At 36.2% G+C, this 23,507-nt stretch carries 16 protein-coding genes; 1 reads left to right on the forward strand and 15 read right to left on the reverse strand.

Features of this window, described 5'->3' with window-relative positions; genetic code table 11:
• From H3S88_RS12185 to rpsL, 4 genes are all read right to left on the reverse strand, one after another.
• The coding region (locus H3S88_RS12185; protein WP_010312103.1) for a GTP-binding protein at nt 1-84 on the reverse strand (84 nt) is incomplete at its 3' end.
• A 69-nt stretch (nt 85-153) separates the two neighbouring features.
• Complete coding sequence (fusA, locus tag H3S88_RS12190) at nt 154-2,256, reverse strand: elongation factor G (RefSeq protein WP_065737966.1); 2,103 nt, start codon at nt 2,254-2,256, stop codon at nt 154-156.
• Between the two features lie 109 nt (nt 2,257-2,365).
• Nucleotides 2,366-2,836 (reverse strand): 30S ribosomal protein S7, encoded by a 471-nt coding sequence (gene rpsG / locus H3S88_RS12195; protein ID WP_065737965.1) that lies wholly within the window; start codon nt 2,834-2,836, stop codon nt 2,366-2,368.
• A 100-nt stretch (nt 2,837-2,936) separates the two neighbouring features.
• Nucleotides 2,937-3,311 (reverse strand): 30S ribosomal protein S12, encoded by a 375-nt coding sequence (gene rpsL, locus H3S88_RS12200; RefSeq protein ID WP_025316630.1) that lies wholly within the window; start codon nt 3,309-3,311, stop codon nt 2,937-2,939.
• A 444-nt stretch (nt 3,312-3,755) separates the two neighbouring features.
• Between rpsL and H3S88_RS12205 the strand changes: the two genes are divergently transcribed.
• Nucleotides 3,756-4,943: a DNA-binding transcriptional regulator gene (locus H3S88_RS12205; protein ID WP_232352462.1), complete on the forward strand. Its 1,188-nt coding sequence runs from the start codon at nt 3,756-3,758 to the stop codon at nt 4,941-4,943.
• 80 nt (nt 4,944-5,023) lie between these two features.
• Here H3S88_RS12205 and H3S88_RS12210 read toward each other — a convergent pair whose 3' ends face one another.
• The 11 genes from H3S88_RS12210 to parE all read right to left on the reverse strand — a co-directional run bounded on the left by H3S88_RS12210 (nt 5,024) and on the right by parE (nt 23,288).
• On the reverse strand, nt 5,024-6,259 hold the full coding sequence (locus H3S88_RS12210) for an MFS transporter (RefSeq protein ID WP_198227165.1): 1,236 nt from the start codon (nt 6,257-6,259) through the stop codon (nt 5,024-5,026).
• 16 nt (nt 6,260-6,275) lie between these two features.
• Nucleotides 6,276-7,925, reverse strand: coding sequence for a family 43 glycosylhydrolase (locus H3S88_RS12215; protein ID WP_198227163.1), 1,650 nt, complete (start codon nt 7,923-7,925; stop codon nt 6,276-6,278).
• A 998-nt stretch (nt 7,926-8,923) separates the two neighbouring features.
• Nucleotides 8,924-10,381: a xylulokinase gene (gene xylB, locus H3S88_RS12220; RefSeq protein ID WP_144093357.1), complete on the reverse strand. Its 1,458-nt coding sequence runs from the start codon at nt 10,379-10,381 to the stop codon at nt 8,924-8,926.
• A gap of 94 nt (nt 10,382-10,475) precedes the next feature.
• On the reverse strand, nt 10,476-11,795 hold the full coding sequence (xylA, locus tag H3S88_RS12225) for a xylose isomerase (RefSeq protein WP_039128402.1): 1,320 nt from the start codon (nt 11,793-11,795) through the stop codon (nt 10,476-10,478).
• 39 nt (nt 11,796-11,834) lie between these two features.
• Nucleotides 11,835-13,277, reverse strand: coding sequence for a D-xylose transporter XylE (gene xylE, locus H3S88_RS12230; protein WP_086327547.1), 1,443 nt, complete (start codon nt 13,275-13,277; stop codon nt 11,835-11,837).
• A 327-nt stretch (nt 13,278-13,604) separates the two neighbouring features.
• Entirely contained in the window at nt 13,605-14,915 is a 1,311-nt protein-coding gene (locus H3S88_RS12235) for an NCS2 family permease (protein ID WP_039128408.1), read from the reverse strand.
• A gap of 199 nt (nt 14,916-15,114) precedes the next feature.
• Nucleotides 15,115-16,689, reverse strand: a complete 1,575-nt coding sequence (locus H3S88_RS12240) for a TerC family protein (RefSeq protein ID WP_039128411.1) — start codon at nt 16,687-16,689, stop codon at nt 15,115-15,117.
• Between the two features lie 143 nt (nt 16,690-16,832).
• Nucleotides 16,833-18,278, reverse strand: a complete 1,446-nt coding sequence (locus H3S88_RS12245; protein WP_039129292.1) for a TrkH family potassium uptake protein — start codon at nt 18,276-18,278, stop codon at nt 16,833-16,835.
• Nucleotides 18,279-18,292: 14 nt separating this feature from the next.
• A complete protein-coding gene (gene djlA / locus H3S88_RS12250; protein ID WP_039129285.1) occupies nt 18,293-19,141 on the reverse strand; it encodes a co-chaperone DjlA in 849 nt (282 codons plus the stop codon).
• Between the two features lie 4 nt (nt 19,142-19,145).
• On the reverse strand, nt 19,146-21,371 hold the full coding sequence (parC, locus tag H3S88_RS12255; protein ID WP_086326330.1) for a DNA topoisomerase IV subunit A: 2,226 nt from the start codon (nt 21,369-21,371) through the stop codon (nt 19,146-19,148).
• A 27-nt stretch (nt 21,372-21,398) separates the two neighbouring features.
• Entirely contained in the window at nt 21,399-23,288 is a 1,890-nt protein-coding gene (gene parE / locus H3S88_RS12260) for a DNA topoisomerase IV subunit B (RefSeq protein ID WP_086326329.1), read from the reverse strand.
• Nucleotides 23,289-23,507 lie beyond the last annotated feature (219 nt).

Consider the following 23,507-nt stretch of genomic DNA (forward strand, 5'->3'; position numbering starts at 1 on the left):
TAAAGTTGTTTTACCATGGTCAACGTGGCCGATTGTACCAACGTTAACGTGGGGTTTTGTACGTTCAAATTTTTCTTTAGACATCTTAATGTTCCTTTATTAAATCACTCCCCTTCTAAATAAAAGGGAAGTGTTACTTTATTTATATAAAAATTATTTCGCTTTACGAGCTTCAATAATTGCTGTAGCAATATTGGTTGGCGCTTCATTGTACTTCAAGAACTCCATAGAGTAAGAAGCACGACCTTGTGTTTGTGAACGAAGATCTGTTGCATAACCAAACATTTCTGAAAGTGGAACTTGTGCTTTAACTGTTTTACCAGTAGCGGTATCTTCCATTCCTTCGATCATACCACGACGACGGTTTAAGTCACCAATTACGTCACCCATATAATCTTCTGGAGTTTCAACTTCTACTTTCATAATCGGTTCTAAAAGCACTGGTTTAGCTTTCATGAAGCCTTCTTTAAATGCCATTGAACCGGCAATTTTAAACGCCATTTCTGATGAGTCGACATCATGGTAAGAACCATCAAAGATAGTAACTTCAACATCAACAATTGGGTAACCAGCAAGAACACCATTTTTCATTTGTTCTTGACAGCCTTTATCAACTGCAGGGATGTATTCTTTAGGAACCACACCACCAACAATTTCATTGTTGAATTTGTAGCCTTCGCCGCCAGCTTCCAATGGTTTGATTTTTAACCATACATGACCATATTGACCACGACCACCAGATTGACGAACAAATTTACCTTCTTGTTCAACTTCATTACGAATGGTTTCACGGTAAGCAACTTGTGGTTTACCGACATTCGCTTCAACTTTGAATTCACGTTTCATACGGTCAACGATGATTTCTAAGTGAAGCTCACCCATACCAGAAATGATTGTTTGACCTGATTCTTCATCTGTGTGAACACGGAATGAAGGGTCTTCTTGTGCTAGTCGACCTAAAGCAAGACCCATTTTTTCTTGGTCAGCTTTGGTTTTTGGTTCAACTGCAACTGAAATTACTGGTTCAGGGAATTCCATTCTTTCAAGAATGATTGGTGCGCTTTCAGCACAAAGAGTATCACCAGTAGTCACATCTTTTAGACCGATTGCTGCAGCAATGTCACCCGCGCGAACTTCTTTAATTTCTTCACGTTTGTTAGCGTGCATCTGAACGATACGACCAAAACGTTCTTTTTTATCTTTAACAGAGTTAAGAACAGTATCACCTGAGTTTACAACACCAGAGTAAACACGGAAGAATGTTAAGTTACCAACAAATGGGTCAGTTGCAATTTTGAATGCTAATGATGAGAATGGTTCATCATCACTTGAATGACGTTCAGCTGCTTCACCATTTGCTAATTCACCTTTAATTGCAGGTACATCAGTTGGTGCAGGTAGATATTCAATAACTGCATCAAGCATGAATTGAACACCTTTATTTTTAAAGGCACTACCACAAGTTACTAAGATGATTTCATTAGCAAGTACGCGTTCACGTAATGCAGCTTTAACTTCTTCTTCAGTTAACTCTTCACCACCAAGGTATTTTTCCATTAACTCTTCACTTGCTTCAGCCGCAGCTTCCATTAAGTAAGCACGCCATTCTTCGACTTGCTCAACCATGTCAGCAGGTACATCTTCATAAGTGAATGTTACGCCTTGATCAGCATCATTCCAGTTAATTGCTTTACGTTTAAGTAAATCAACTACACCAGTAAAGCCTTCTTCTGCACCGATAGGTAAAACTAAAGGAACTGGTACTGCTGCTAAACGAGTTTTGATTTGATCAACAACACGTAAGAAGTTAGCACCCATACGGTCCATTTTGTTTACGAAAGCGATACGTGGAACTTTATATTTGTTTGCTTGACGCCATACTGTTTCTGATTGAGGTTGAACACCACCAACCGCACAGTAAACCATTACTGCACCATCAAGAACACGCATAGAACGTTCTACTTCGATTGTGAAGTCAACGTGTCCCGGGGTGTCGATAATGTTGATACGGTGTGGTTCAAATTGTTGACCCATACCAGACCAGAATGCAGTTGTTGCAGCAGAAGTGATAGTAATACCACGTTCTTGTTCTTGTTCCATCCAGTCCATGGTAGCTGCGCCATCATGAACCTCACCAATTTTGTGACTTACACCAGTGTAAAACAAAATACGTTCAGTTGTTGTTGTTTTACCTGCGTCAATATGTGCACTAATACCAATATTGCGGTAGCGTACTATAGGGGTTGTACGAGCCATATTAATCCTCTACTTAGAATCGTTTGCTTAATAAAATATCATTTAGGTTGGCTGACAGTCGATATTTACTACCAGCCGAATCCTCAGCCATTTAATTGAATGGCTAAAATTACCAACGATAGTGTGCAAACGCTTTATTAGCTTCAGCCATACGATGAACATCTTCGCGTTTTTTCACAGCGGTACCTTTGTTTTCAAAAGCATCCATAAGTTCATTCGCTAGGCGTAAAGCCATTGATTTATCGCCACGTTTACGTGCTGCATCTACAATCCAACGCATTGCAAGTGCATTACGACGAACAGGGCGCACTTCAACAGGAACTTGGTATGTAGAACCACCAACGCGACGAGACTTAACTTCTAGAGTTGGTCTTACGTTATCTAATGCAACTTCGAAAGCTGCTAAGTGGTCTTTTCCACTACGCTCAGCTAATTTATCAAGAGCTGAATATACGATTGATTCTGCGATAGATTTTTTTCCATCTATCATTAAAATATTTACAAATTTCGCCAGCAAATCTGAACCGAATTTCGGATCAGGTAAAATTTTTCTTTGACCAGCAACATGACGACGTGGCATTGGAATACTCCGTTTATATGTTATAAATTTTTCAGGTTTACCCAAAACTCAAGTGAGTTAAATGGAATTATTTAGTTTGGCCTTACTTAACGGAGTTCCATTAAGCTTTAGGTCGTTTCACACCGTATTTAGAACGGCTTTGTTTGCGATCTTTAACACCTGCGCAGTCTAATGCACCGCGAACAGTATGATAACGAACACCAGGTAAGTCTTTAACACGACCACCGCGGATTAAAATCACGCTATGTTCTTGTAAGTTGTGACCTTCACCACCGATATATGAAGTTACTTCAAAACCGTTGGTTAAACGTACACGGCATACTTTACGTAATGCTGAGTTTGGTTTTTTCGGTGTAGTAGTGTAAACACGTGTACAAACACCGCGTTTTTGCGGGCATGCTTCAAGAGCAGGAACGTTACTTTTTACTTCCTTTAGTGCTCTCGGTTTGCGTACCAGCTGATTAATTGTTGCCATTAATAAGCTCCTGATTAATTAAAATAAATTTAAAATTGCTTTTTAGATACGTAATTAATAACTGTAGACCAAAAATTATGTATATAAGTTTTGGGTCGCAAGATTCTAGACCCCAACAGCCATAATGTCAAGTATTACCACAAGTTCTTTGCCTGTTTCAATTAAATTTTATTAGTATTAGGTAAAAATAATAAAAATGTTTTAATTTTATTTTGTTACTCTTTTTGTTGTTTAAATTATTTAATGTAATTTATGCTTATTTTGATATCACTCATGTTTAGTGATTAAGAAGATCGCCAAAAAGCTAATTAGAGTGAGTATTTTTTATAAAATTGATCGATTTCATTTTATGTCAGTTAATATTATGTGATTTTACTCAAATTTTTATACATTAAAAAACAGTAATAATATATTGATTGTGAACATATTTAACCTGTAACAATGATGAATATAAAGAATGAATCTTACAAAGTTGTTTTATTATTTAATGCAAATAATATCTACGATCGACAAATTCTTAAAGGTATTGGCGATTTTTTGAAATTAAATAATATTCACTGGAATATTTATATATCAGAAACTCTGCGTTACGATAAAAAAGCTTCTTTCCATTTAGATTGTGATGGCATTATTGCTAATTTTGATGATCCTGATATTGAAGATTTGCTTACCAAGGTTGATATTCCGATAATTGGTGTGGGTAGCTCGTATCATGATGATTTTAGTTATCCTAAAGTTCCTTATGTGGCGGCTGATAATTATGCCATCATGGAAAGTGCTTTTAATCACTTATGCGATAAAGGAATACATCAATTTGCTTTTTATAGTATACCACCAACTCGATATTGTCGTTGGGCAGGCGTAAGGGAAAAAATCTTTGAAAAAATTTTAACCCAGAAAGGTTATCAAGGCGTTATCTATCAAGGAATGATAACTTCTTTAGATAATTGGCAAGAAAGTTTGGATAAATTGTCCAAATGGTTATTATCATTACCTGTTAATACCGGTATTATCGCGGTAAATGATGCTAGAGCGCATCATATTTTACAAGCTTGTGATATAGTCGGCTTAAAAATACCAGAAGAACTATGTTTGATTGGTATTGATAATGAAGAAGTGATAAATAATTTATCAATGGTTTCTTTATCGACCGTAAAACAAGGCACAGAAGAGATGGGCTTTAACGCAGCGAGTCTATTGCATAAACGCTTAACTAAAGGGAAAGTTTCCACCTCTCCTTTATTGATTGAACCCAAAAAAATTATTGCGAGGCGTTCAACAGATTATCGTTCAATACAAGATCCGTATGTTATTCAAGCAATGCACTATATTCGAAAATATGCCTGTAAAGGCATTAAAGTTGAGCAAGTTATTTCTGATATGCAAATTTCTCGGTCTAATTTAGAAATACGTTTTAAAGAGTCATTAGGTAAAACCATTCATTCAGTGATTCATGAAGAAAAGTTTAATCGAGCTAAATATCTATTAATTGAATCATCATTGTCTATTCAGGCTATTTCTCAGCAATGTGGATATCCATCAGTACAATATTTTTATTTTTTATTTAAAAAGTTTTATGCAATGACTCCTAAAGATTTTAGAAGTAAATTTGCAACCATTAATCATCTATAGGCGTCATCTTATTAAGATCATTTTTTATAAAATGAAAGGAAAACAGAATATTTATTCACATTTTCCTAACTTCTAGATGTTTATCTTTTTACTGAACGGATTGAAAGTATTGATATTCCTCCCAACATAGCAAAAACAAAGGACGTAATAAATATTGCTCCAAAACCGAATAGTGATATTACACAAGCTGCAATTATTGGTGCTAAAGCTTGAGTTGCTGTATTACCTAAATTATAAACGCCTAGAAAGAATGCAACCCTATTTTTGTCGGGAATAACTTCTAAATTTAATAAATTATCTAAAGAGTTCCAAACACCCATACCAATTCCAGCTGCGAATGCATAAATCAAAATACCAATATGATTAGGAGCAATAACTAAACTTAACGCGCCAATACCTAAAAATATTGTTGATAACCCAACTGGAATTTTGAGAATTTTCAATTTATCGGAGATTGGTCCAGCAATGAATCCCATCAAAATGCCAAATATAAGCATAACCAAATTAATTAACTGAATTGAGTTTTGAGTTTCAGATGAGTCAGTATGCATAAAGTCAGTCATAATAAATAGCAAATAACCGGTGATTGTAAAATTGCCAATTCCTTGAAAAAGTTTACCTATTAATGCTAGGTAGTAATCACGACCAATTGACCATCTCGGAAATATAGCTAACGAGCTTTTTTGTTTATTATCATCTTGTTTTACCTGATTTTGGTTTTCTTTGTCCAAATTAGAAGGTTCACGAACAATAAAGACTGATATTAATGTACCGATAAAAGTGATTATCCCAAATACAATGAAACCTAATCGGAAACTACCTAAGAACATTGCAGCAATAATTGTAAATCCATTATTACCCAGTGCCATACCCAGGCCACCATAAGCACCTGATGCGGTTCCTTTTTTATCCTCTGCCGCAAAATCAAGCCAAGCAACCATTGGCGCCACAACAAAATTTAAGGCAGTTTGCGCTAATATCCAACAAAATAATAAAAAGGGTATACTGTTGGCGGTTGATGTTAATATCATTGATAACATAAACCCAATTGCTCCAATTATAATCCATGGTGTGCGACTGCCAAATCTAGAATAAGTCCTATCAGATACGTAACCTGCCAACATGTTTGATATTGTTGCAGCAACCATACCACAACTTGAAAATAGCGCTAATAATGTAATTTTATTTGTTTCATCAAGTTGTTGAATTAAAGCGGGTAAAAATAGACTTGCTGCTGCAATGTAGGGACCTAACCAAGTGGCAGGTCCAATAATAAGTCCAGGAACTAGTCGAGTTAATGGAATTGTTATTTTCATGATGTCTTCCTTAATATTATTGATTATTTTTCACGTAGTAATAATCAAAATCGGCGTAGGATTGATGTTGGTAGGTATCAACTGAGGCGATAAAATTAAATAATCCTGTAAAACCGCCTATTTCTCCAGGTTCTCCATTTACTCCTTCATCAGACAAATAAGTAGCATCTATCTGATTAATGATATTATTCCACTCCTCTTTCTCAATTCGATAAAAGAGTGAAACAAATCCATCTCGATATGATAATTTGAGTTCAACTTGTTCATTAGGTATTACTATTCTATGATTAACAAATTCAATTCGAGTCCCAAGTTTTGCTTGTAAAATAGTAAGGATGGTAGCGTTTAGTTGTTCACTGTGAGTTAAATGTAAGTAGATCCAATTATTAGAATCATAATACACTCCAACTCCAGCCGTTTGTGAATAATGCTCAGGATGAAACTCTACTTTAGTTTGAATATCATAATTAAAAGATGTTGCTCTTGTTGCCATAATTGATGGGTTAAATTGGGAGAATAGTGAATTTTGTCCATATATTCGCAAATGTCCCGGTCGTTCATGGGTATTTACCCAATTAGGTGTTTGCGCTCTATATGGTGTCATAAATTCTAATTGATACTCTTTATCAAAATCATCAATAACATCATGGCTGACTTCGCTACCAATAGGTAATGAATAATCAAACTCCATTTTAGCTAAATTTGTTCCGTCGGCCATTTCTAACCAGCCATCATTGGTCCATCTCATCTTTTGTATGGACGTTTCTCGACCTAAAGGATTTAACAATGTCCCCTTAAGCGGTCTAGACATTAAGTGAGCAATGTACCACTCACCATCTTGTGCCTCAAATAATGAACCATGACCGGCTTTTTGCATTATTGAATTTGGATTGTACATTTCAAAATGCCCCGCATCGGGGTCACCTAATGAAAATAAATGATTGGGTGATGACGTGACTATTGGTTCTTTTGACGGATGTGGTTCATAAGGCCCATAAATATTTTTAGAGCGACCTATTTCAATGCCATGAGCATAACCAGTTCCTCCGGCAGCAATTATTAGATAATAATAGTCGAATTTTTTATAAATTTGTGGAGCTTCAGAACATCCTCGAGTAGTAAATCCATTGGTCACTCTTGTCCATGGGCTAATGATTTTACCTGTATTTAAATCTACTTCTGCTATTACTATATTCCCAGGTGCTTGATAACCTTGGCGAGTTTCCCATTCTAAGATCGTTAAATAATGTTTGCCATCATCATCGTGAAATAATGCAGGGTCAAAACCAATGGAAGTAAAATAAATAGGATCTGACCAAGGCCCTTTTATGTTATCTGCATGAACTGCATAAGCATCAGCATTAAATTCTCTTCCAGCCATGCTAACCATATGAGAATAAATTAACCAATATTTTTTATTGCTCGGATCATAAGATAAATGAGGAGCCCAAATACCCGCAGGCGTATTGGTTCCAGAAAGTTTGATTTCACCATTTTTAAAAATATAATCAACTAGTTTCCAATTTGATAAATCATTAGATTGAAAAATTTGTATTGAAGGGTGCCAATGGAAAGTTGATGTAGCAATATAGTAAGTATCATTGACCCGTATAATTGATGGATCAGGTGACATGCCAGGTATAATAGGATTTTTTATTTTAGGCATTTTTTAAAACTCCTTGCATTATGTTATTGATAAGAGAAAATCTTTATGTTTCTGATTGAACTATAATTTATCTGTTAAAACTTTTTTATTATCAAATTTGGTTTTCAGATTACGATATTTTGTTAATGAGAGATTGATCACATTCCTAGCGTTATGAACATAAATAGGTGGTGAGTTAATTTTAACTTATTAAATATTTTGTCAATTTTTCTAAAAATTGAACGCTGTATTTAGAATTCTGCATGTTTTTTTCATGCCGGGTTGATGGGTTTGAATTATTGGTAATAGTGGTAATAACGTTTGACTAAATATCATTTAACTAGTGAAGATGTTTGGTTAACGGCAGAAAATCATATAAATATGAACTTCTGCTGGTTAAATATTAAGACATTAATGGTTTTAATTGTTGATAGATTTTTCTAAAAATTGAACGCTGTAGTTAGAATTATGCATGTTTTTTCATGTCGGGTTGATGGGGTTGAATTATTGGTAATAGTGGTAATAACGTTTGACTGAATATCATTTAACTGGTGAAGATGTTTGGTTAACAGCAGAAAATCATATAAATATGAACTTCTGCTGATTAAATATTAAGACATTAATGGTTTTAACTGTTGATAAATTTTTCTAAAAATTGAACGCTGTTGTTGGAATTGTGCATGTTTTTTCATGTAAGGTTATAGGTTTGAATTATAGGTTATAGCGGTAATAACGCTTGACTGAATATCATTTAACTGGTGAAGATGTTTGGTTAACAGCAGAAAATCATATAAATATGAACTTCTGCTGATTAAATATTAAGACATTAATGGTTTTAGCTGTTGATAAATTTTTCTAAAAATTGAACGCTGTTGTTGGAATTGTGCATGTTTTTTCATGTAAGGTTATAGGTTTGAATTATAGATTATAGCGGTAATAACGCTTGACTGAATATCATTTAACTAGTGAAGATGTTTGGTTAACAGCAGAAAATCATGTGATTTTCTGCAATTCTAATATCAAGACATGAGTGGTTTTAATTGTTGATAGATTTTTCTAAAAATTGAACGCTGTTGTTGGAATTGTGCATATTTTTTCATGTCAGGTTGATGGGTTTGAATCATCGGTAATGGCGGTAATAAAGCCTCTAACTGAGTATTTGGATTACATGCAATTTGTGCCAGTTTCGCTGCACCTAAAGCGGGGCCAACTTCGCTTCCCTCACAATATTCAATAGGGTAGCCTGAAATATCACTGATTAATTGTCGCCAATAGCCACTACGTGCCCCGCCACCAATAATCAAAATTTTATCGGGTGAAATACCCGTTTGATGAACAACATCAATACCATCGGCAAGCGCATAGCTGACGCCCAATAATACTGCTTTTGCTAGATCTATCTTGTTATGTTGATAAGTTAGGCCAAAAAATACGCCTTTTGCTTCAGGATTATTATGTGGCGTTCTTTCTCCTGATAGATAAGGTAAAAAATACACTGGTGGTTTATCATTAGCTTGTTGTTCTTCAATTGAAGATAATAATGTCGCCACATCTTTAATTTCTAATAATTGACAGGCCCAATCAAGGCATGAAGCGCAACTCAACATAACCGACATAAGATGCCACCGATTAGGTAGCGCATGGCAGAAACTATGGATTGCTTGTTCTGGCTTGCTGATAAAACGATCCGTAACGGCAAAATAAACACCTGAGGTTCCAAGTGATAACATGGCTTGACCAGATTGATACAAACCGACCCCCACTGCGCCAGCTGAATTATCTCCGCCACCAGCTATCACCGCAATGGTGTTAATTCCCCAATCATTGGCAATTTCATCTGTAACATAACCAGTGACTTGAGTGCCCTCAAACAGAGTTGGCATATGTTTTCGAGTTAAACCGCAAGCATCTAATAGTAAATCACTCCAATCGCGCTTTTCAACATCTAACCACATTGTACCGGCAGCATCAGCCATATCGGATGCAAATTGATTGGTGATTTTAAAACGTAAATAGTCTTTGGGTAATAGTACTTTGTCAATCTTGGCGAATATTTCTGGTTCATGATTTTGTACCCATTTGATTTTGGGTGCAGTGAAGCCCGCCATCATCAAGTTTCCTGTGATTTGTCTTGACGCCGGTACTTGTTGTTCTAATTGATGACACTCGGCATCACAACGTCCGTCATTCCAAAGTATTGCTGGTCTTAATATTTGTGCTTGTTGATCTAAAAGTACAGCACCATGCATTTGCCCACTTAGACCAATGGCTTTTACAGTTTTTAAATTATGTTGCTGACTAAGTTCACGCATAGCCATATCGGTTGCATGCCACCATTGTAAAGGATCTTGTTCAGACCATAATGGATGAGGGCGTGATACAGTTAGTGGTTTTGTAATAGTGGCAACGATGTGTTGTTGTTCATCCATCAAAATTACTTTGATCCCTGAAGTACCTAAATCAATACCAATGTACATAGTTTTCTCCATTGTGTTGCCATCAGAGCTATCGTTATTACCGAATAATGGTAACTATATAGTAGCTCTGACTTTATTATATTCAACAATATTGCTAGCCAAAAATAAACTTATTAACGAGATTTTCTAATTTCTCTTGTTCTCCACTGTATGGTTTTGGTTGTAAATTGTGGGAAAGACTATATTGAGCAATATCTTGTAGCGTCATATTGCCTTGTAATATCTCTTTACCTAAGTTGTTACTCCAACCTGCATAACGGTCAGTAACTTTTTGATTCAGTGCATTATCCTCAATCATTCTTGCTGCACATTTCAATGACAATGCCATGGTATCCATTGCGCCAATATGTCCATAAAATGCATCATATTTATCAACACTTTGACGGCGTATTTTTGCGTCAAAATTCAATCCTCCCGTTGTAAATCCGCCATTTTTAAGAATTTCATACATGACAAGGGTATTTTCTTCCACACTGTTTGGAAATTGATCGGTATCCCAGCCTAGTTGTGGATCGCCACGGTTAGCATCAAGTGATCCAAATATATCTAAAGCAAAGGCAGAGGCTACTTCATGCTGGAATGAATGGCCGGCAAGTGTCGCATGATTGGCTTCGATGTTTACTTTAATCTCTTTTTCTAAGCCAAATTGTTTTAAAAATCCATAAATGGTTGCGACATCATAATCATATTGGTGCTTAGTCGGTTCTTGTGGTTTAGGTTCAATAAGTAGCGTGCCGTTAAAACCAATTTTATGTTTGTTTTCAACGACTAGTTGCATAAATTTACCGACTTGTTCTCGCTCTTTACGTAAATCAGTATTTAACAATGTTTCGTATCCTTCTCGTCCCCCCCATAGTACATAATTTTGTCCACCTAGTTTATGAGTTGCATTCATGGCATGTACAACTTGTGTTGCTGCACAAGCAAAGACTTCCGGATCTGGATTTGTCGCTGCACCAGCTGCATATTTCGGATTGGTGAAACAATTAGCTGTACCCCAGAGTAAGTTAACGCCTGTTTGTTGTTGTTTTTCTAGTAAGATATCGGTCATTATTGATAAATTATTGATATATTCTTGAATCGAATTGCCTTCAGGTGCAACATCCACATCATGAAATGCATAAAAAGGTACGTTCATTTTATAAAAAAACTCAAAGGCAACATCCGCTTTAGCTTTTGCGTTACTTAATGGATCTGCATTAGATTGCCATGGATAGTTAAACGATCCTGAACCAAACATATCCGTTCCAGCCCAACAAAAAGTATGCCAGTAACAGATTGAAAAGCGTAAATGTTCAGCCATGGTTTTACCTAAAATGATTTGGCTTGGATTATAATGCCGAAAGGCGAAAGGATTATCAGTTTGTGCTCCTTCGTAATTAATGCGTTCTATTTTGTCATAGTAATGTTTCATAATGTTCTCCTTAATATTGTTTTTAAATTAGATTTTGATTTATTTATTCCAGAACTTTTCAAGTTCTTCTAAAGATTTTCCTTTTGTTTCAGGAAGCCATTTCCAGATAAAAATAGCTGCCATTATGCTAATTGCACCGTATAGCCAATAGGCAAAACCGTTATTAAAATGAGATATAAGATAGGTATTTTTATCCATGATTGGAAAAGTCCAAGATACTAGGTAATTTGTGATCCACTGTGCTGCAACAGCAATGGATAAAGCTTTACTTCGGATAGAGTTGGGGAATATTTCTGATAATAATACCCAGCATACAGGCCCCCAGGAGATAGCAAAAGAAGCGATATAAAACAACATTGCAGCAAGAGCAATACTGGCTGATATCTGTAAATAAAATGTTGTGCCTAATGTGATCATGCCTATTGCCATGCCAATGGCACCAATTATTTGTAATGGTTTTCGACCAAATTTATCAACGGTAAAAATAGCAATGGTAGTAAAAGATAGATTGATAATACCAACTACAATGGTTTGTAATAATGCTGAATCAGTACTAGCACCTAATGTTTTAAACACTTCTGGTGCATAATAAAGAACAACATTAATTCCCATTAATTGTTGAAATGCAGATAATAAAATTCCAATGATAATAACCCCTATACCATATTTTAATAATGAGCTACTTTTTTTATCACAGTTGGATGATAGGGAATCGATAATGCTTTTTAATGCTTGATCGGCTTTTTGATTTCCTAAAATGTTAGAAAGAATGTGTTGAGCTTTGTTTGTTTTATTTTGTGCGGTTAACCAACGAGGGCTTTCCGGGACTGTGAATAATAATCCAAAAAATAGTAATGCTGGAATGGCTAAAGATAAAAACATATATCTCCAACCAACTATATTTAACCAAACTTGATCGCCTGAACTTGCTATACCGTAGTTAACACAATAAACTAAAAGTTGTCCAAAAATAATAGCAAATTGGTTAAACGATACTAGCTTACCCCGGATTTCTGCTGGTGCCACTTCAGCTATGTACATAGGTGATAACATAGAAGCTAAGCCAACACCGATACCACCGATGATGCGATAAAACACAAAGTGAGGGACATATTGAGCTAAATAATAAGGTATTTGTTGAGATTCTATTGTACGAAATCCTAGTTCAGGCCAAGCGGATCCAATTGCAGCAATAAAGAATAAAAATGCGGCAATTAGTAATGAATTTCGACGTCCAAAACGATTACTTAAATAACCTCCCATTAAACCGCCAATAATACAACCAATTAAAGCACTTGCTACACAGAAACCTAATAAGGAATTTGCAGCAGTCTCACTTAAATGTTGTGGTTCAACAAAAACTTTAAATATGGATTCAACTGTTCCAGAGATAACGGCTGTATCATAACCAAATAATAGACCTCCTAAAGTTGCAACTAAGGTAATTCGGAAAACATATAGAGAATTATAATGTGTACTCATATTCATACCTGCTTGTTTATCAAATTAGGTTTCAATTAGATCTGAAACTGTTTAATCAATATGCATGAATATTAAGCACAACAACAATTACTAAATTTTGTACTATTTTTATGTTTTTTAGTTTTTGTGATGCAGATCAAATTAGCTAAAAGAGTGTTTATTGAATAGGTGAGTTATTGATAATTTGCCGTTTCCAATTTAATTTAAATGATAAATTTAGATTAAATCATGAAAAACACGTTAATAAATTTTGTGTGTAGCAAGCTTGGAGAGGGCTGACTGATAGGTTTATTTCTACCGTTATAAAACGGTAGAAATAAAATTGAATTAGTGATGATCAATAAAGATAAATTTTAAAGCAAATAATAGAGCAAAAGTAATAACGCAAAGGTTGAGTTCTTTAAATTTACCTGTACAGGTTTTTAATACGACATAAGAGATAAAACCAAGCGCAACCCCTTCTGTAATCGCGAAAGCAAATGGCATCATTAATGCGGTGATAAATGCTGGTGTTGCATCAGTTAAATCTGACCAATTGACTTTAACTAAGCTTGAAACCATTAAAATTCCAACAAAAATAAGCGCACCAGAGGTAGCATACTTTGGTACAAGGTGAGCTAATGGTGATAAAAAGGTCATCATTAAAAATAATAATCCAACAACCACAGCCGTTAAGCCTGTACGACCACCAACAGAGATACCTGCAGAGCTTTCAATATAGGTTAATACAGATGATGTACCAAATAAGCCACCAAGAGATGAGCTAAAACTATCAATTAATAACGCTTGACGCATTTTTGGAAAGCGACCTTTTTCATCACAAATACCCGCTTTATCGGTTAATGCCAGAATTGTTCCAGATGAATCAAATAAGCTGACAATCATAACTGAGAAGATTACACCCATAATACCGATGTTGAATGAACCGGCAAGGTCAACGTGACCGACAACAGGAGTTACACTTGGTGGGATAGATGCAATACCTTGATAATTAATATCGGGATCTAACCAAAGCGCAAGCAGCGTTACAACAAAAATCGAAACAAGCACTGCTGCATGAAAGTTACGCGCAGCTAAAATTATAATAATAAAAAAGCCCAGTGAACCGAGTAATACTTTTAGCGATAAAATATTCCCCATGGTTAATAGTGTTGCCGGCGAAGAAACGACAATACCCATATTTTGAAAGCCCATAAAAGCAATAAATAAGCCAATCCCGGCACTAATACCGACGCGTAAACATTGTGGAATGTGTTCAATTAACCAATGGCGAACTTTCAATAATGATAATAAAAAAAATACGAGCGATCCCCAAAATATCGCTCCCATACCTATTTGCCATGAGTAACCCATTGCACCACATATTCCATAAGCAAAAAAGACGTTAAGTCCCATTGCTGGGGCTAAAGCAATGGGTAAATTGGCAAATAAACCCATTAAAATAGTGGCAAAGGCTGTAACAACGCAAGTTAACACAAATACAGCTGAAGTATCCATACCCGTTGCAGATAAAATGGAAGGATTGACGAAGATTATATAGACCATTGTAAGAAAGGTGGTACAACCAGCGATAATTTCAGTACCGACAGTTGTTTTTTTTTCTTTCAATTGAAATATTTTTTCAAATATTGAATTCATAAATTAAAGCCCAATTTTGGTTGTCAAGAATGAACGTATTTAACGTTTTGCTATTTATTTTTTACCAAAAGTAAAAAATAAAAAAGATGAGGGCTGTTACTCCACATCTTTTAAAAAAGAAATTTTACTGCATAATTATTGCTTGTTATTTATTTAGGTCAAGCGTTATTCTAGTTTGTGCAGTGCACTCGGCACAGTACTACTCAGATACAGCATCAAGTTTGTTCAAAGTAATTTTGACTTTAAGAATACGGTGGCTTTCTATCTCGGCAATTTCGAATAGATAATCACCAATTTGTATCGTCTCACCGATATTAAGCAAATGTTGAGCTTTTTCCATTAGCAATCCTGCCAGAGTATGATATTCACGTTTATCATCAATGGGTATAGGGACAAAACGAATTAATTCTTCAACAGGAATATAGCCATTAGCAATCCAACTATTATCATCTATACATTGAATATCATGTTTAGCATCAATTTCCTCTTCTTCTGTTGGAAAATCCCCCGCAATGGTTTCAATAATGTCTGTTACCGAGACAACGCCTTGCATTGAGCCAAATTCATCAACGACAAAAGCAAAGTGGGTTTTAGCCTTTTTAAATTGCTCGAGTGCAACCAATAAAGATACCGTCTCTGGGAAGATAAGAGGCTGTTTAATCAATGAATTAATATCAATCGATTTTTTGCTTTGGATCATATCTTTTAAAAGATCGTTGACTTGAATGATACCTAGCGGTTCATCAATTGAGGCATTATCCGTGACAACTAAACGTGAATGAGGATTATCAAGAATTTCTTTTAGTATGACTTGACGATCATCATTAATATTAACCATATCAACATTTAATCGTGATGTCATAACACTACTGACTGAACGCTGGGCAAGCCCAAGTACCCGTTCGACCATGCTTAATTCTTGGTGATTAAATACAGAGACTTTTTTATTTGTATCTGATACCACATCAATCGTGTGAGTTTCAGGATCTTCTTCAGCATCACCTTTAAGTAAATGCAAAACAGCTTCGGCGGTACGTTCACGTAATGGTTTTTTATTTAATATTTTACGACGATTGAAAATAGCCAATTGATTGAAAAATTCAATCATAATTGAGAAGCCAATCGCTGCATATAAATAACCTTTAGGAATAATAAACCCAAATCCTTCTGCAACTAAACTAAAGCCAATCATCAGTAAGAAGCTTAAACATAAAATGACAATAGTTGGATGTGAGTTAACAAAATGAGCTAAAGGTCCACTGGCAACCATCATAATGGCAATGGCAATACAAACAGCAATAATCATCACTGGAATATGTTCAACCATACCCACAGCGGTAATTACTGAGTCTAAAGAAAATACTGCATCAAGTACCACGATTTGAGCCACCACTGTCCAAAAATGTGAGGTTTTTTTCGGTTTTCCCTCTTCATGGGCAGAGCCTTCAAGGCGTTCATTGAGCTCCATCGTTGCTTTGAAAAGCAAAAATAGTCCTCCAATAAACATAATTAATTGGCGCGCATTGAACGTAATACCAAATTTTGAAAATAGTGGTGTATTAAGCGTAACTAACCAACCAGTTATCATTAATAATAAAACACGGGTAATTAATGCAAATGCAAGTCCGGTTATACGGGCTTTATCTCGTTGGTGAGGTGGAAGTTTCTCGGCAAGAATGGCTATAAAAACAATATTATCAATACCAAGGACGATTTCAAGTACAACCAGAGTGGATAAACCAATCCAGATTGTAGGATCCATGATCCATTCCATATGTCAGGTGATTACCTCTAATGATCACAGCACATGCTGCCGTGTAATTCTGGCTGTAATTGACCAAATAATCAATAAAATATTTATAAAAATTGTTTATTTTGTTAAAAAGTTTCAGGTTAACTATACGTTTCAGTATAAAATCAGCTTCGCCAGAAAGTTGGTGTAAATAAAACAAGTAAAGTAAATATTTCTAACCGACCAAATAACATATCAACTATCATGACCCATTTAACCATGTCACTTACACTAGCAAAATTATCACTTACACTTCCAAGGCCAACACCTAAGTTATTGAGTGATGATGCCACAATGTAGAAAGAATCAGAAGCTGTGACGCCTGTTGCCATAATGATAAATAGGCTGACTAAAAAGACTAAGGCATAGGCCGAGAAAAATCCCCAAACAGCTTCAATAATTCGTTCAGGTACGACACGATTGTTTAGTTTCAATGTATAGATAGCATTGGGGTGAATAAGGCGTTTTAGCTCTCGTGAACCTTGCATAAATAGTAATAGTACTCGAACGACTTTCAAACCCCCGCCCGTTGAACCAGCACATCCACCAATAAACGATGCACATAGTAAAAACAGGGGAAGTAATGACGGCCAGGTATTGATATCATCAATGGTAAATCCTGCTGTTGCTGCGACAGAGACAACTTGCAGTATTATTTTGTCTATACTTAATTTGTGTTTTACCTGATAAAAGTAAACTCCACATGCACAAATCACAATTAAAATAAGCAAAATAAAGATAAACGTTCTAAACTCTTGGTCTCGCCAATATACCTTAATTGATAATCCGTTTAATGAGGCAAAATGTAACGCAAAATTACAACCCGATAAAATTAGAAAAATAGTGATAATATAGTTGATGGTCGCGCTGTTAAAATAAGCAAGATTATCATCGTGAGTAGAAAATCCGCCCATCGATATGGTTGAAAAACTGTGTGAAACAGCGTCAAAAATATTCATTCCGGCAGCCCATAAGCAAATTGCACAGAGCGTTGTGAGTAAAATATAAATTGACCACAGTGTTTTTGCCGTTTCGGCAATACGTGGACGCATTTTGCTGTCTTTTTGTGGACCAGGGATTTCAGCACGATAAAGCTGCATGCCCCCAACACCTAATAACGGTAAGATTGCAACCGCTAAAACGATAATACCCATACCTCCCAACCATTGTAATAATTGCCGATAAAAAAGTAGGGCTTTAGGTAGGTGATCGAGATGTACAATCGTTGTTGCACCTGTTGTCGTTAAGCTGGAAAATGATTCGAAAAATGCTGTGGTTAAATTTAAATTGATATGGGTGTCGAAAATAAAGGGAAATGCTCCAATTGTACCGAGTACAACCCAAAATAATACGACGATAAAGAAACCTTCTCGAGTACTAAGTTCATGGCGTTGGTGACGATTGGGTAACCATAGCAAACAGCCTAATATTAATGCGGCGAAGAAAGAGCGAACAAATATAGCACCTGCACCATCACGATAGATGAGAGCAATCAGTGCCGGTAGTAACATAAATATCGACAAGAGTGCTATTAATAGACCTATAATTCTAAGAATTGAGCGCCAGTGCATCATATTGATCGTCTCTATTTAAAACCACGAGAGGCTTTGATTAGATCATAAGCCGCTTGAATTTCTTGTGCTCGTTTTTTAGCGGCTTCAAGCATCTCTTTTGGTAATCCTTTAGATACTAACTTGTCAGGATGATGTTCATTCATTAATTTACGATAAGCTCTTTTTATTGTCGCAATATCATCAGATGGTTCAACGCCAAGAATTTTATAGGCATTTTGTAAATTTAGTTGTGAAGAGTTGTTTTGATAACTACCATAGCTATTATTACTGTGCCGATATTGATTATATTGTTCCTCTTGGTAGTTATAATTTTGTTGATGGAAATGATAACTCCCCATCATCATTTGAATGTAAATCGCCATTTGATGCCGTGGAATATTGAATTCCTCGGCAACAATAAAGAGTATTTCTGACTCTTTATCATCTAAACGACCATCGATTAATGCTGCTTGGATAAGCTGCTCACAGAAAATATTTAAAACATTACGTCTAGAACGATATTGATTATATAACTCTCTTAAACGTGCCCTGAGTGGGTAATCACTTGCCTTACCGCGATTAAAGGAGTCTTGAGCAAGTTGACGACTATTGCTATCAAGCTGCAATTGGGTCATAAATCTACGAGCCAGATTAATATCATCTTGCGTTACAACGCCTTTAGATTTACCTAAATGACCCAGTACTTCAAAAACGACGGTTAAGTAGAGTCTTGGGTTTCCTTTGGGGCTTTGGTCAGTTAATTTATTACAAAATGCATGGTAGAGTTTTGGACCAATAAATAGCCCAAGTAAAAACCCCCAATTTGATTTTAATATAATGCTTAAAACAAAGCCTGTAATTATTGCCCAAATAAAAGACATATTATTAAATTACCTCAATTCGATCTATTTTTTGTAATCCACGTGGTAAAGACGTTCCTTTACGCGCGCGTTCCGCCTTAAATTTTTCTAAATCAGCCGGATTGAGCGTAAGTTTGCGTTTACCAACATATAAGGTTAAGGATGTTTCTGGTGTGATTAATCGTATATAAGCAAGGCTGTCTTCTGCACCTGATAATGATATGATTTTATTACCTTTACCTTTTGCAAGCTCTGGTAAATCTTTTACAGGGAAGACGAGCATTCGTCCTGCTTGAGTAATGGATAATAATAAGCTATCTTCAGATAGAATTTCAATTGGCGTTAGCACTTTAGCACCGTTTGGTAAATTGATTATTGCTTTACCATTACGATTACGAGTAACTAAATCATTGAATTGACAAATAAAGCCATAACCAGCGCTAGAGGCTAACAAGAACTTTTGATTTTCATTCGCTGACATTAACATGTGCTCAATTGTGGCTCCAGCAGGAAGTGCTAGTTTCCCCGTTATTGGTTCACCTTGTCCGCGCGCTGATGGTAGTGTATTTGGCTCAATAGCATAACTACGACCAGTTGAATCAATGAATACAACTGGTTGATTGCTTTTACCTTTGGCTGCAACTTTAAAACTATCGCCAGCTTTATAACTTAAACCAGCAGGATCGATATCATGGCCTTTTGCTGATCTCACCCAGCCCATTTCAGATAACACAACAGTGACAGGTTCTGATGGTGTGAGTTCTTGTTCTGTAATAGCTTTAGCTTCACTACGCTCAACAATCGGTGAACGACGCTCGTCACCATATTTTTCGGCATCTTGTTGTAGCTCTTTTTTAATTAAATTATTTAATTTTCGTGGCGAAGCCAATAACGCTTGTAACTGATCTCGTTCTTTAGCAAGTTCGTTTTGTTCACCTTTAATTCGCATCTCTTCCAATTTGGCTAAATGACGAAGTTTTAACTCTAAAATAGCTTCTGCTTGAATTTCGGTCAGAGCAAAGCGACGAATTAACTCAGCTTTTGGATCTTCCTCATTACGGATAATTTCAATCACTTCGTCAATATTTAAGAAAGCAATTAATAGACCGTCTAAAATATGTAGTCGCTTTAACACTTTGTCTAAACGATAATTTATGCGACGTATGACAGTTGCTCGACGGTATTCTAGCCATTCAGTAAGAATTTCAACCAAACCTTTTACTGATGGGCGATTGTCTAGCCCAATCATATTCATATTTACCCGATAGCTTTTTTCAAGATCGGTGGTGGCAAAAAGGTGATTCATTACTTGTTCTAAATCAACACGATTAGAACGAGGTACGATAACCAATCGAGTAGGATTTTCGTGATCAGACTCATCGCGTAAATCTTCAATCAATGGTAATTTTTTAGCCCGCATTTGCGATGCAATTTGCTCTAAAATTTTTGCACCAGAGACTTGATGTGGTAGATCGGTAATAACAATATCACCGTCTTCTTTTTTCCAAACTGCACGCATGCGAATTGAACCGCGACCTGTTTTATATATTTTAGCAATATCCTCTGGTGAGGTAATAATTTCGGCCTCGGTTGGAAAATCCGGCCCTTGAATGTGAGCCATCACTTCACTTAAAGTTGCATTAGGGTTATCAGCCAACATAATGGCAGCATTTGCTACTTCACGGATATTATGCGGTGGAATGTCTGTCGCCATACCAACAGCAATACCCGTAGTACCATTTAATAAAATATTTGGTAATCGAGCTGGTAGCATTTTAGGCTCTTGCAATGTACCATCAAAGTTAGGTGTATAATCAACGGTACCTTGCCCTAATTCTCCCAATAATAATTCCGCATATTTTGATAAACGTGATTCAGTGTAACGCATAGCAGCAAATGATTTAGGATCATCTGGTGCCCCCCAGTTGCCTTGACCATCAACTAGTGGGTAACGGTAAGAAAATGGCTGTGCCATTAACACCATCGCTTCATAACATGCACTATCACCATGCGGGTGATATTTACCGAGCACATCACCAACAGTACGTGCTGATTTTTTAAATTTTGCTTGAGCATTTAGCCCTAATTCGGACATGGCATAAACAATACGTCGTTGTACGGGTTTTAGACCGTCACCAATAAAAGGTAATGCCCGATCCATAATGACATACATTGAGTAGTTTAAATAAGCACTTTCTGTAAATGTACGTAGTGACTGGATTTCTACTCCGTCATGAGTTATTTCACTCATTATTGTTCCTCTAAATCATTCTTTATGTTAGACATCAAGTTCGACTTGATCACCTTTTTCTTGTAACCATTCACGGCGATCTTCTGAACGTTTTTTGGCTAGTAGCATATCCATTAATGCCATGGTTTCTTCTGTATTATCAAGTGATAACTGAACTAATCGGCGGGTATTAGGATCCATTGTTGTTTCACGTAGTTGTAATGGGTTCATTTCACCCAGTCCTTTGAAACGTTGGACATTCGGTTTACCTTTTTTACGTTTTAGTTGATCTAAAATACCTTCTTTTTCTTCTTCATCTAAAGCGTAATGTACTTCTTTGCCTAGATCGATGCGATAAAGAGGTGGCATTGCCACAAAGACATGTCCTTGTTCAACCATAACACGAAAATGACGAACAAATAGCGCACAAAGCAAAGTGGCAATATGCAATCCGTCTGAGTCAGCATCAGCTAAAATACAGATTTTACCATAACGTAATTGGCTTAGGTCATCACTATCAGGGTCGATGCCAATGGCTACTGAAATATCATGAATCTCTTGTGAACCTAAGACCTCGTCAGATGAAACTTCCCAAGTATTTAATATTTTACCTTTTAAAGGCATGATCGCTTGATATTCACGATCTCGTGCCTGTTTAGCGGATCCTCCCGCTGAATCCCCTTCGACTAAAAAAAGTTCTGTACGACTTAAATCTTGTGAGGAACAATCTGCCAATTTACCTGGCAGAGCTGGGCCACTCGTGAGCTTTTTACGAATAACTTTCTTTGATGCTCTTAAACGTTTTTGTGCACTGCTAATGACCATTTCTGCCAATGATTCAGCGATCTGTACATTTTGGTTTAACCATAAACTAAATGCATCTTTAACAATCCCAGATACAAATGCTGCACTTTGTCTTGATGATAGGCGTTCTTTGGTTTGCCCAGCAAACTGTGGTTCTTGCATTTTTACTGATAATACATATGCACAACGTTCCCAAATATCATCCGCAGTAAGTTTTAAACCGCGCGGTAATAAATTTCGAAATTCACAAAATTCCCGCATAGCATCAAGCAATCCTTGGCGCAAACCATTAACATGTGTGCCACCTTGTATGGTTGGAATTAAGTTAACATAACTTTCTGTTAAAAGTTCGCCACCTTCTGGTAACCAAAGTAAAGCCCATTCGACAGCTTCAGTTTCACCCGTGTGGCTACCTGTAAATGGCTCTTCAGGTAATAGTGTGTAACCACTAACAGACTCCATTAAATAATCTTTTAAGCCATCTTGATAACACCAGCGTTGTTCCGTATTGTTAATTTTGTCTTTGAAAATAATTTCCAGACCTGGACAGAGTACCGCTTTCGCTTTAAGCAAATGAGTTAAGCGGGGCACTGAAAATCGAGGTGAATCAAAATACTTTTCATCTGGCCAAAAACGTACTTTAGTACCCGTGTTACGACGACCACATGTACCTATTACATGTAAATCTTCAACTTTATCACCATTTTCAAAAGCGATTTGATACACTTGACCATCGCGATTAACAGTAACTTCTACCCGTTTGGATAAAGCATTAACCACGGAAATACCTACACCATGCAAACCACCAGAGAACTGATAATTTTTGTTCGAAAATTTACCTCCGGCATGTAAACGGCAAAGTAGTAGCTCAATGGCTGGCACCCCTTCTTCAGGATGAATATCAACCGGCATTCCTCGTCCATCATCAATGACCTCAAGAGAATTATCTTCATAAAGGGTGACTTTCACTTGACGAGCATGTCCCGCAATAGCTTCATCGACACTGTTATCAATGACTTCTTGCCCTAAATGATTCGGGCGAGCCGTGTCAGTATACATTCCAGGGCGATGTCGAACTGGATCGAGCCCCTTTAAGACTTCAATATCAACGGCATTATAAGTAGATTGTGACATAGCGTTTCTATTTCATTTAAATAAATGGGGTGTATTATACCAATCTTTCTTTAAGATGCATGATATTAAATTTATAATGAAATACAAATAGCGTTTTAAGATAGTGCATTAGTTGATAATAATTATTATTTAGTTAATTTATTTGAAATTAATCATGCTTTATACTGCTTTTTTAGTTTTAATATTCCATTAATAGTAATATGATAAATAAATCCCATA

Source organism: Gilliamella sp. B14448G11 (assembly GCF_016101765.1).
Lineage (GTDB): Bacteria > Pseudomonadota > Gammaproteobacteria > Enterobacterales > Orbaceae > Gilliamella > Gilliamella apicola_N.

What these genes read in the sequence shown, in the direction of transcription:
- H3S88_RS12245 (WP_039129292.1), bottom strand. Translation starts at nt 18,278, where the DNA reads ATGCACTGGCGCTCAATTCTTAGAATTATAGGTCTATTAATAGCACTC.
- xylB (WP_144093357.1), bottom strand. Translation starts at nt 10,381, where the DNA reads ATGTACATTGGTATTGATTTAGGTACTTCAGGGATCAAAGTAATTTTG.
- H3S88_RS12210 (WP_198227165.1), bottom strand. Translation starts at nt 6,259, where the DNA reads ATGAAAATAACAATTCCATTAACTCGACTAGTTCCTGGACTTATTATT.
- parC (WP_086326330.1), bottom strand. Translation starts at nt 21,371, where the DNA reads ATGAGTGAAATAACTCATGACGGAGTAGAAATCCAGTCACTACGTACA.
- fusA (WP_065737966.1), bottom strand. Translation starts at nt 2,256, where the DNA reads ATGGCTCGTACAACCCCTATAGTACGCTACCGCAATATTGGTATTAGT.
- rpsL (WP_025316630.1), bottom strand. Translation starts at nt 3,311, where the DNA reads ATGGCAACAATTAATCAGCTGGTACGCAAACCGAGAGCACTAAAGGAA.
- rpsG (WP_065737965.1), bottom strand. Translation starts at nt 2,836, where the DNA reads ATGCCACGTCGTCATGTTGCTGGTCAAAGAAAAATTTTACCTGATCCG.
- H3S88_RS12235 (WP_039128408.1), bottom strand. Translation starts at nt 14,915, where the DNA reads ATGAATTCAATATTTGAAAAAATATTTCAATTGAAAGAAAAAAAAACA.
- djlA (WP_039129285.1), bottom strand. Translation starts at nt 19,141, where the DNA reads ATGTCTTTTATTTGGGCAATAATTACAGGCTTTGTTTTAAGCATTATA.
- xylA (WP_039128402.1), bottom strand. Translation starts at nt 11,795, where the DNA reads ATGAAACATTACTATGACAAAATAGAACGCATTAATTACGAAGGAGCA.
- parE (WP_086326329.1), bottom strand. Translation starts at nt 23,288, where the DNA reads ATGTCACAATCTACTTATAATGCCGTTGATATTGAAGTCTTAAAGGGG.
- xylE (WP_086327547.1), bottom strand. Translation starts at nt 13,277, where the DNA reads ATGAGTACACATTATAATTCTCTATATGTTTTCCGAATTACCTTAGTT.
- H3S88_RS12240 (WP_039128411.1), bottom strand. Translation starts at nt 16,689, where the DNA reads ATGGAATGGATCATGGATCCTACAATCTGGATTGGTTTATCCACTCTG.
- H3S88_RS12215 (WP_198227163.1), bottom strand. Translation starts at nt 7,925, where the DNA reads ATGCCTAAAATAAAAAATCCTATTATACCTGGCATGTCACCTGATCCA.
- H3S88_RS12205 (WP_232352462.1), top strand. Translation starts at nt 3,756, where the DNA reads ATGAATATAAAGAATGAATCTTACAAAGTTGTTTTATTATTTAATGCA.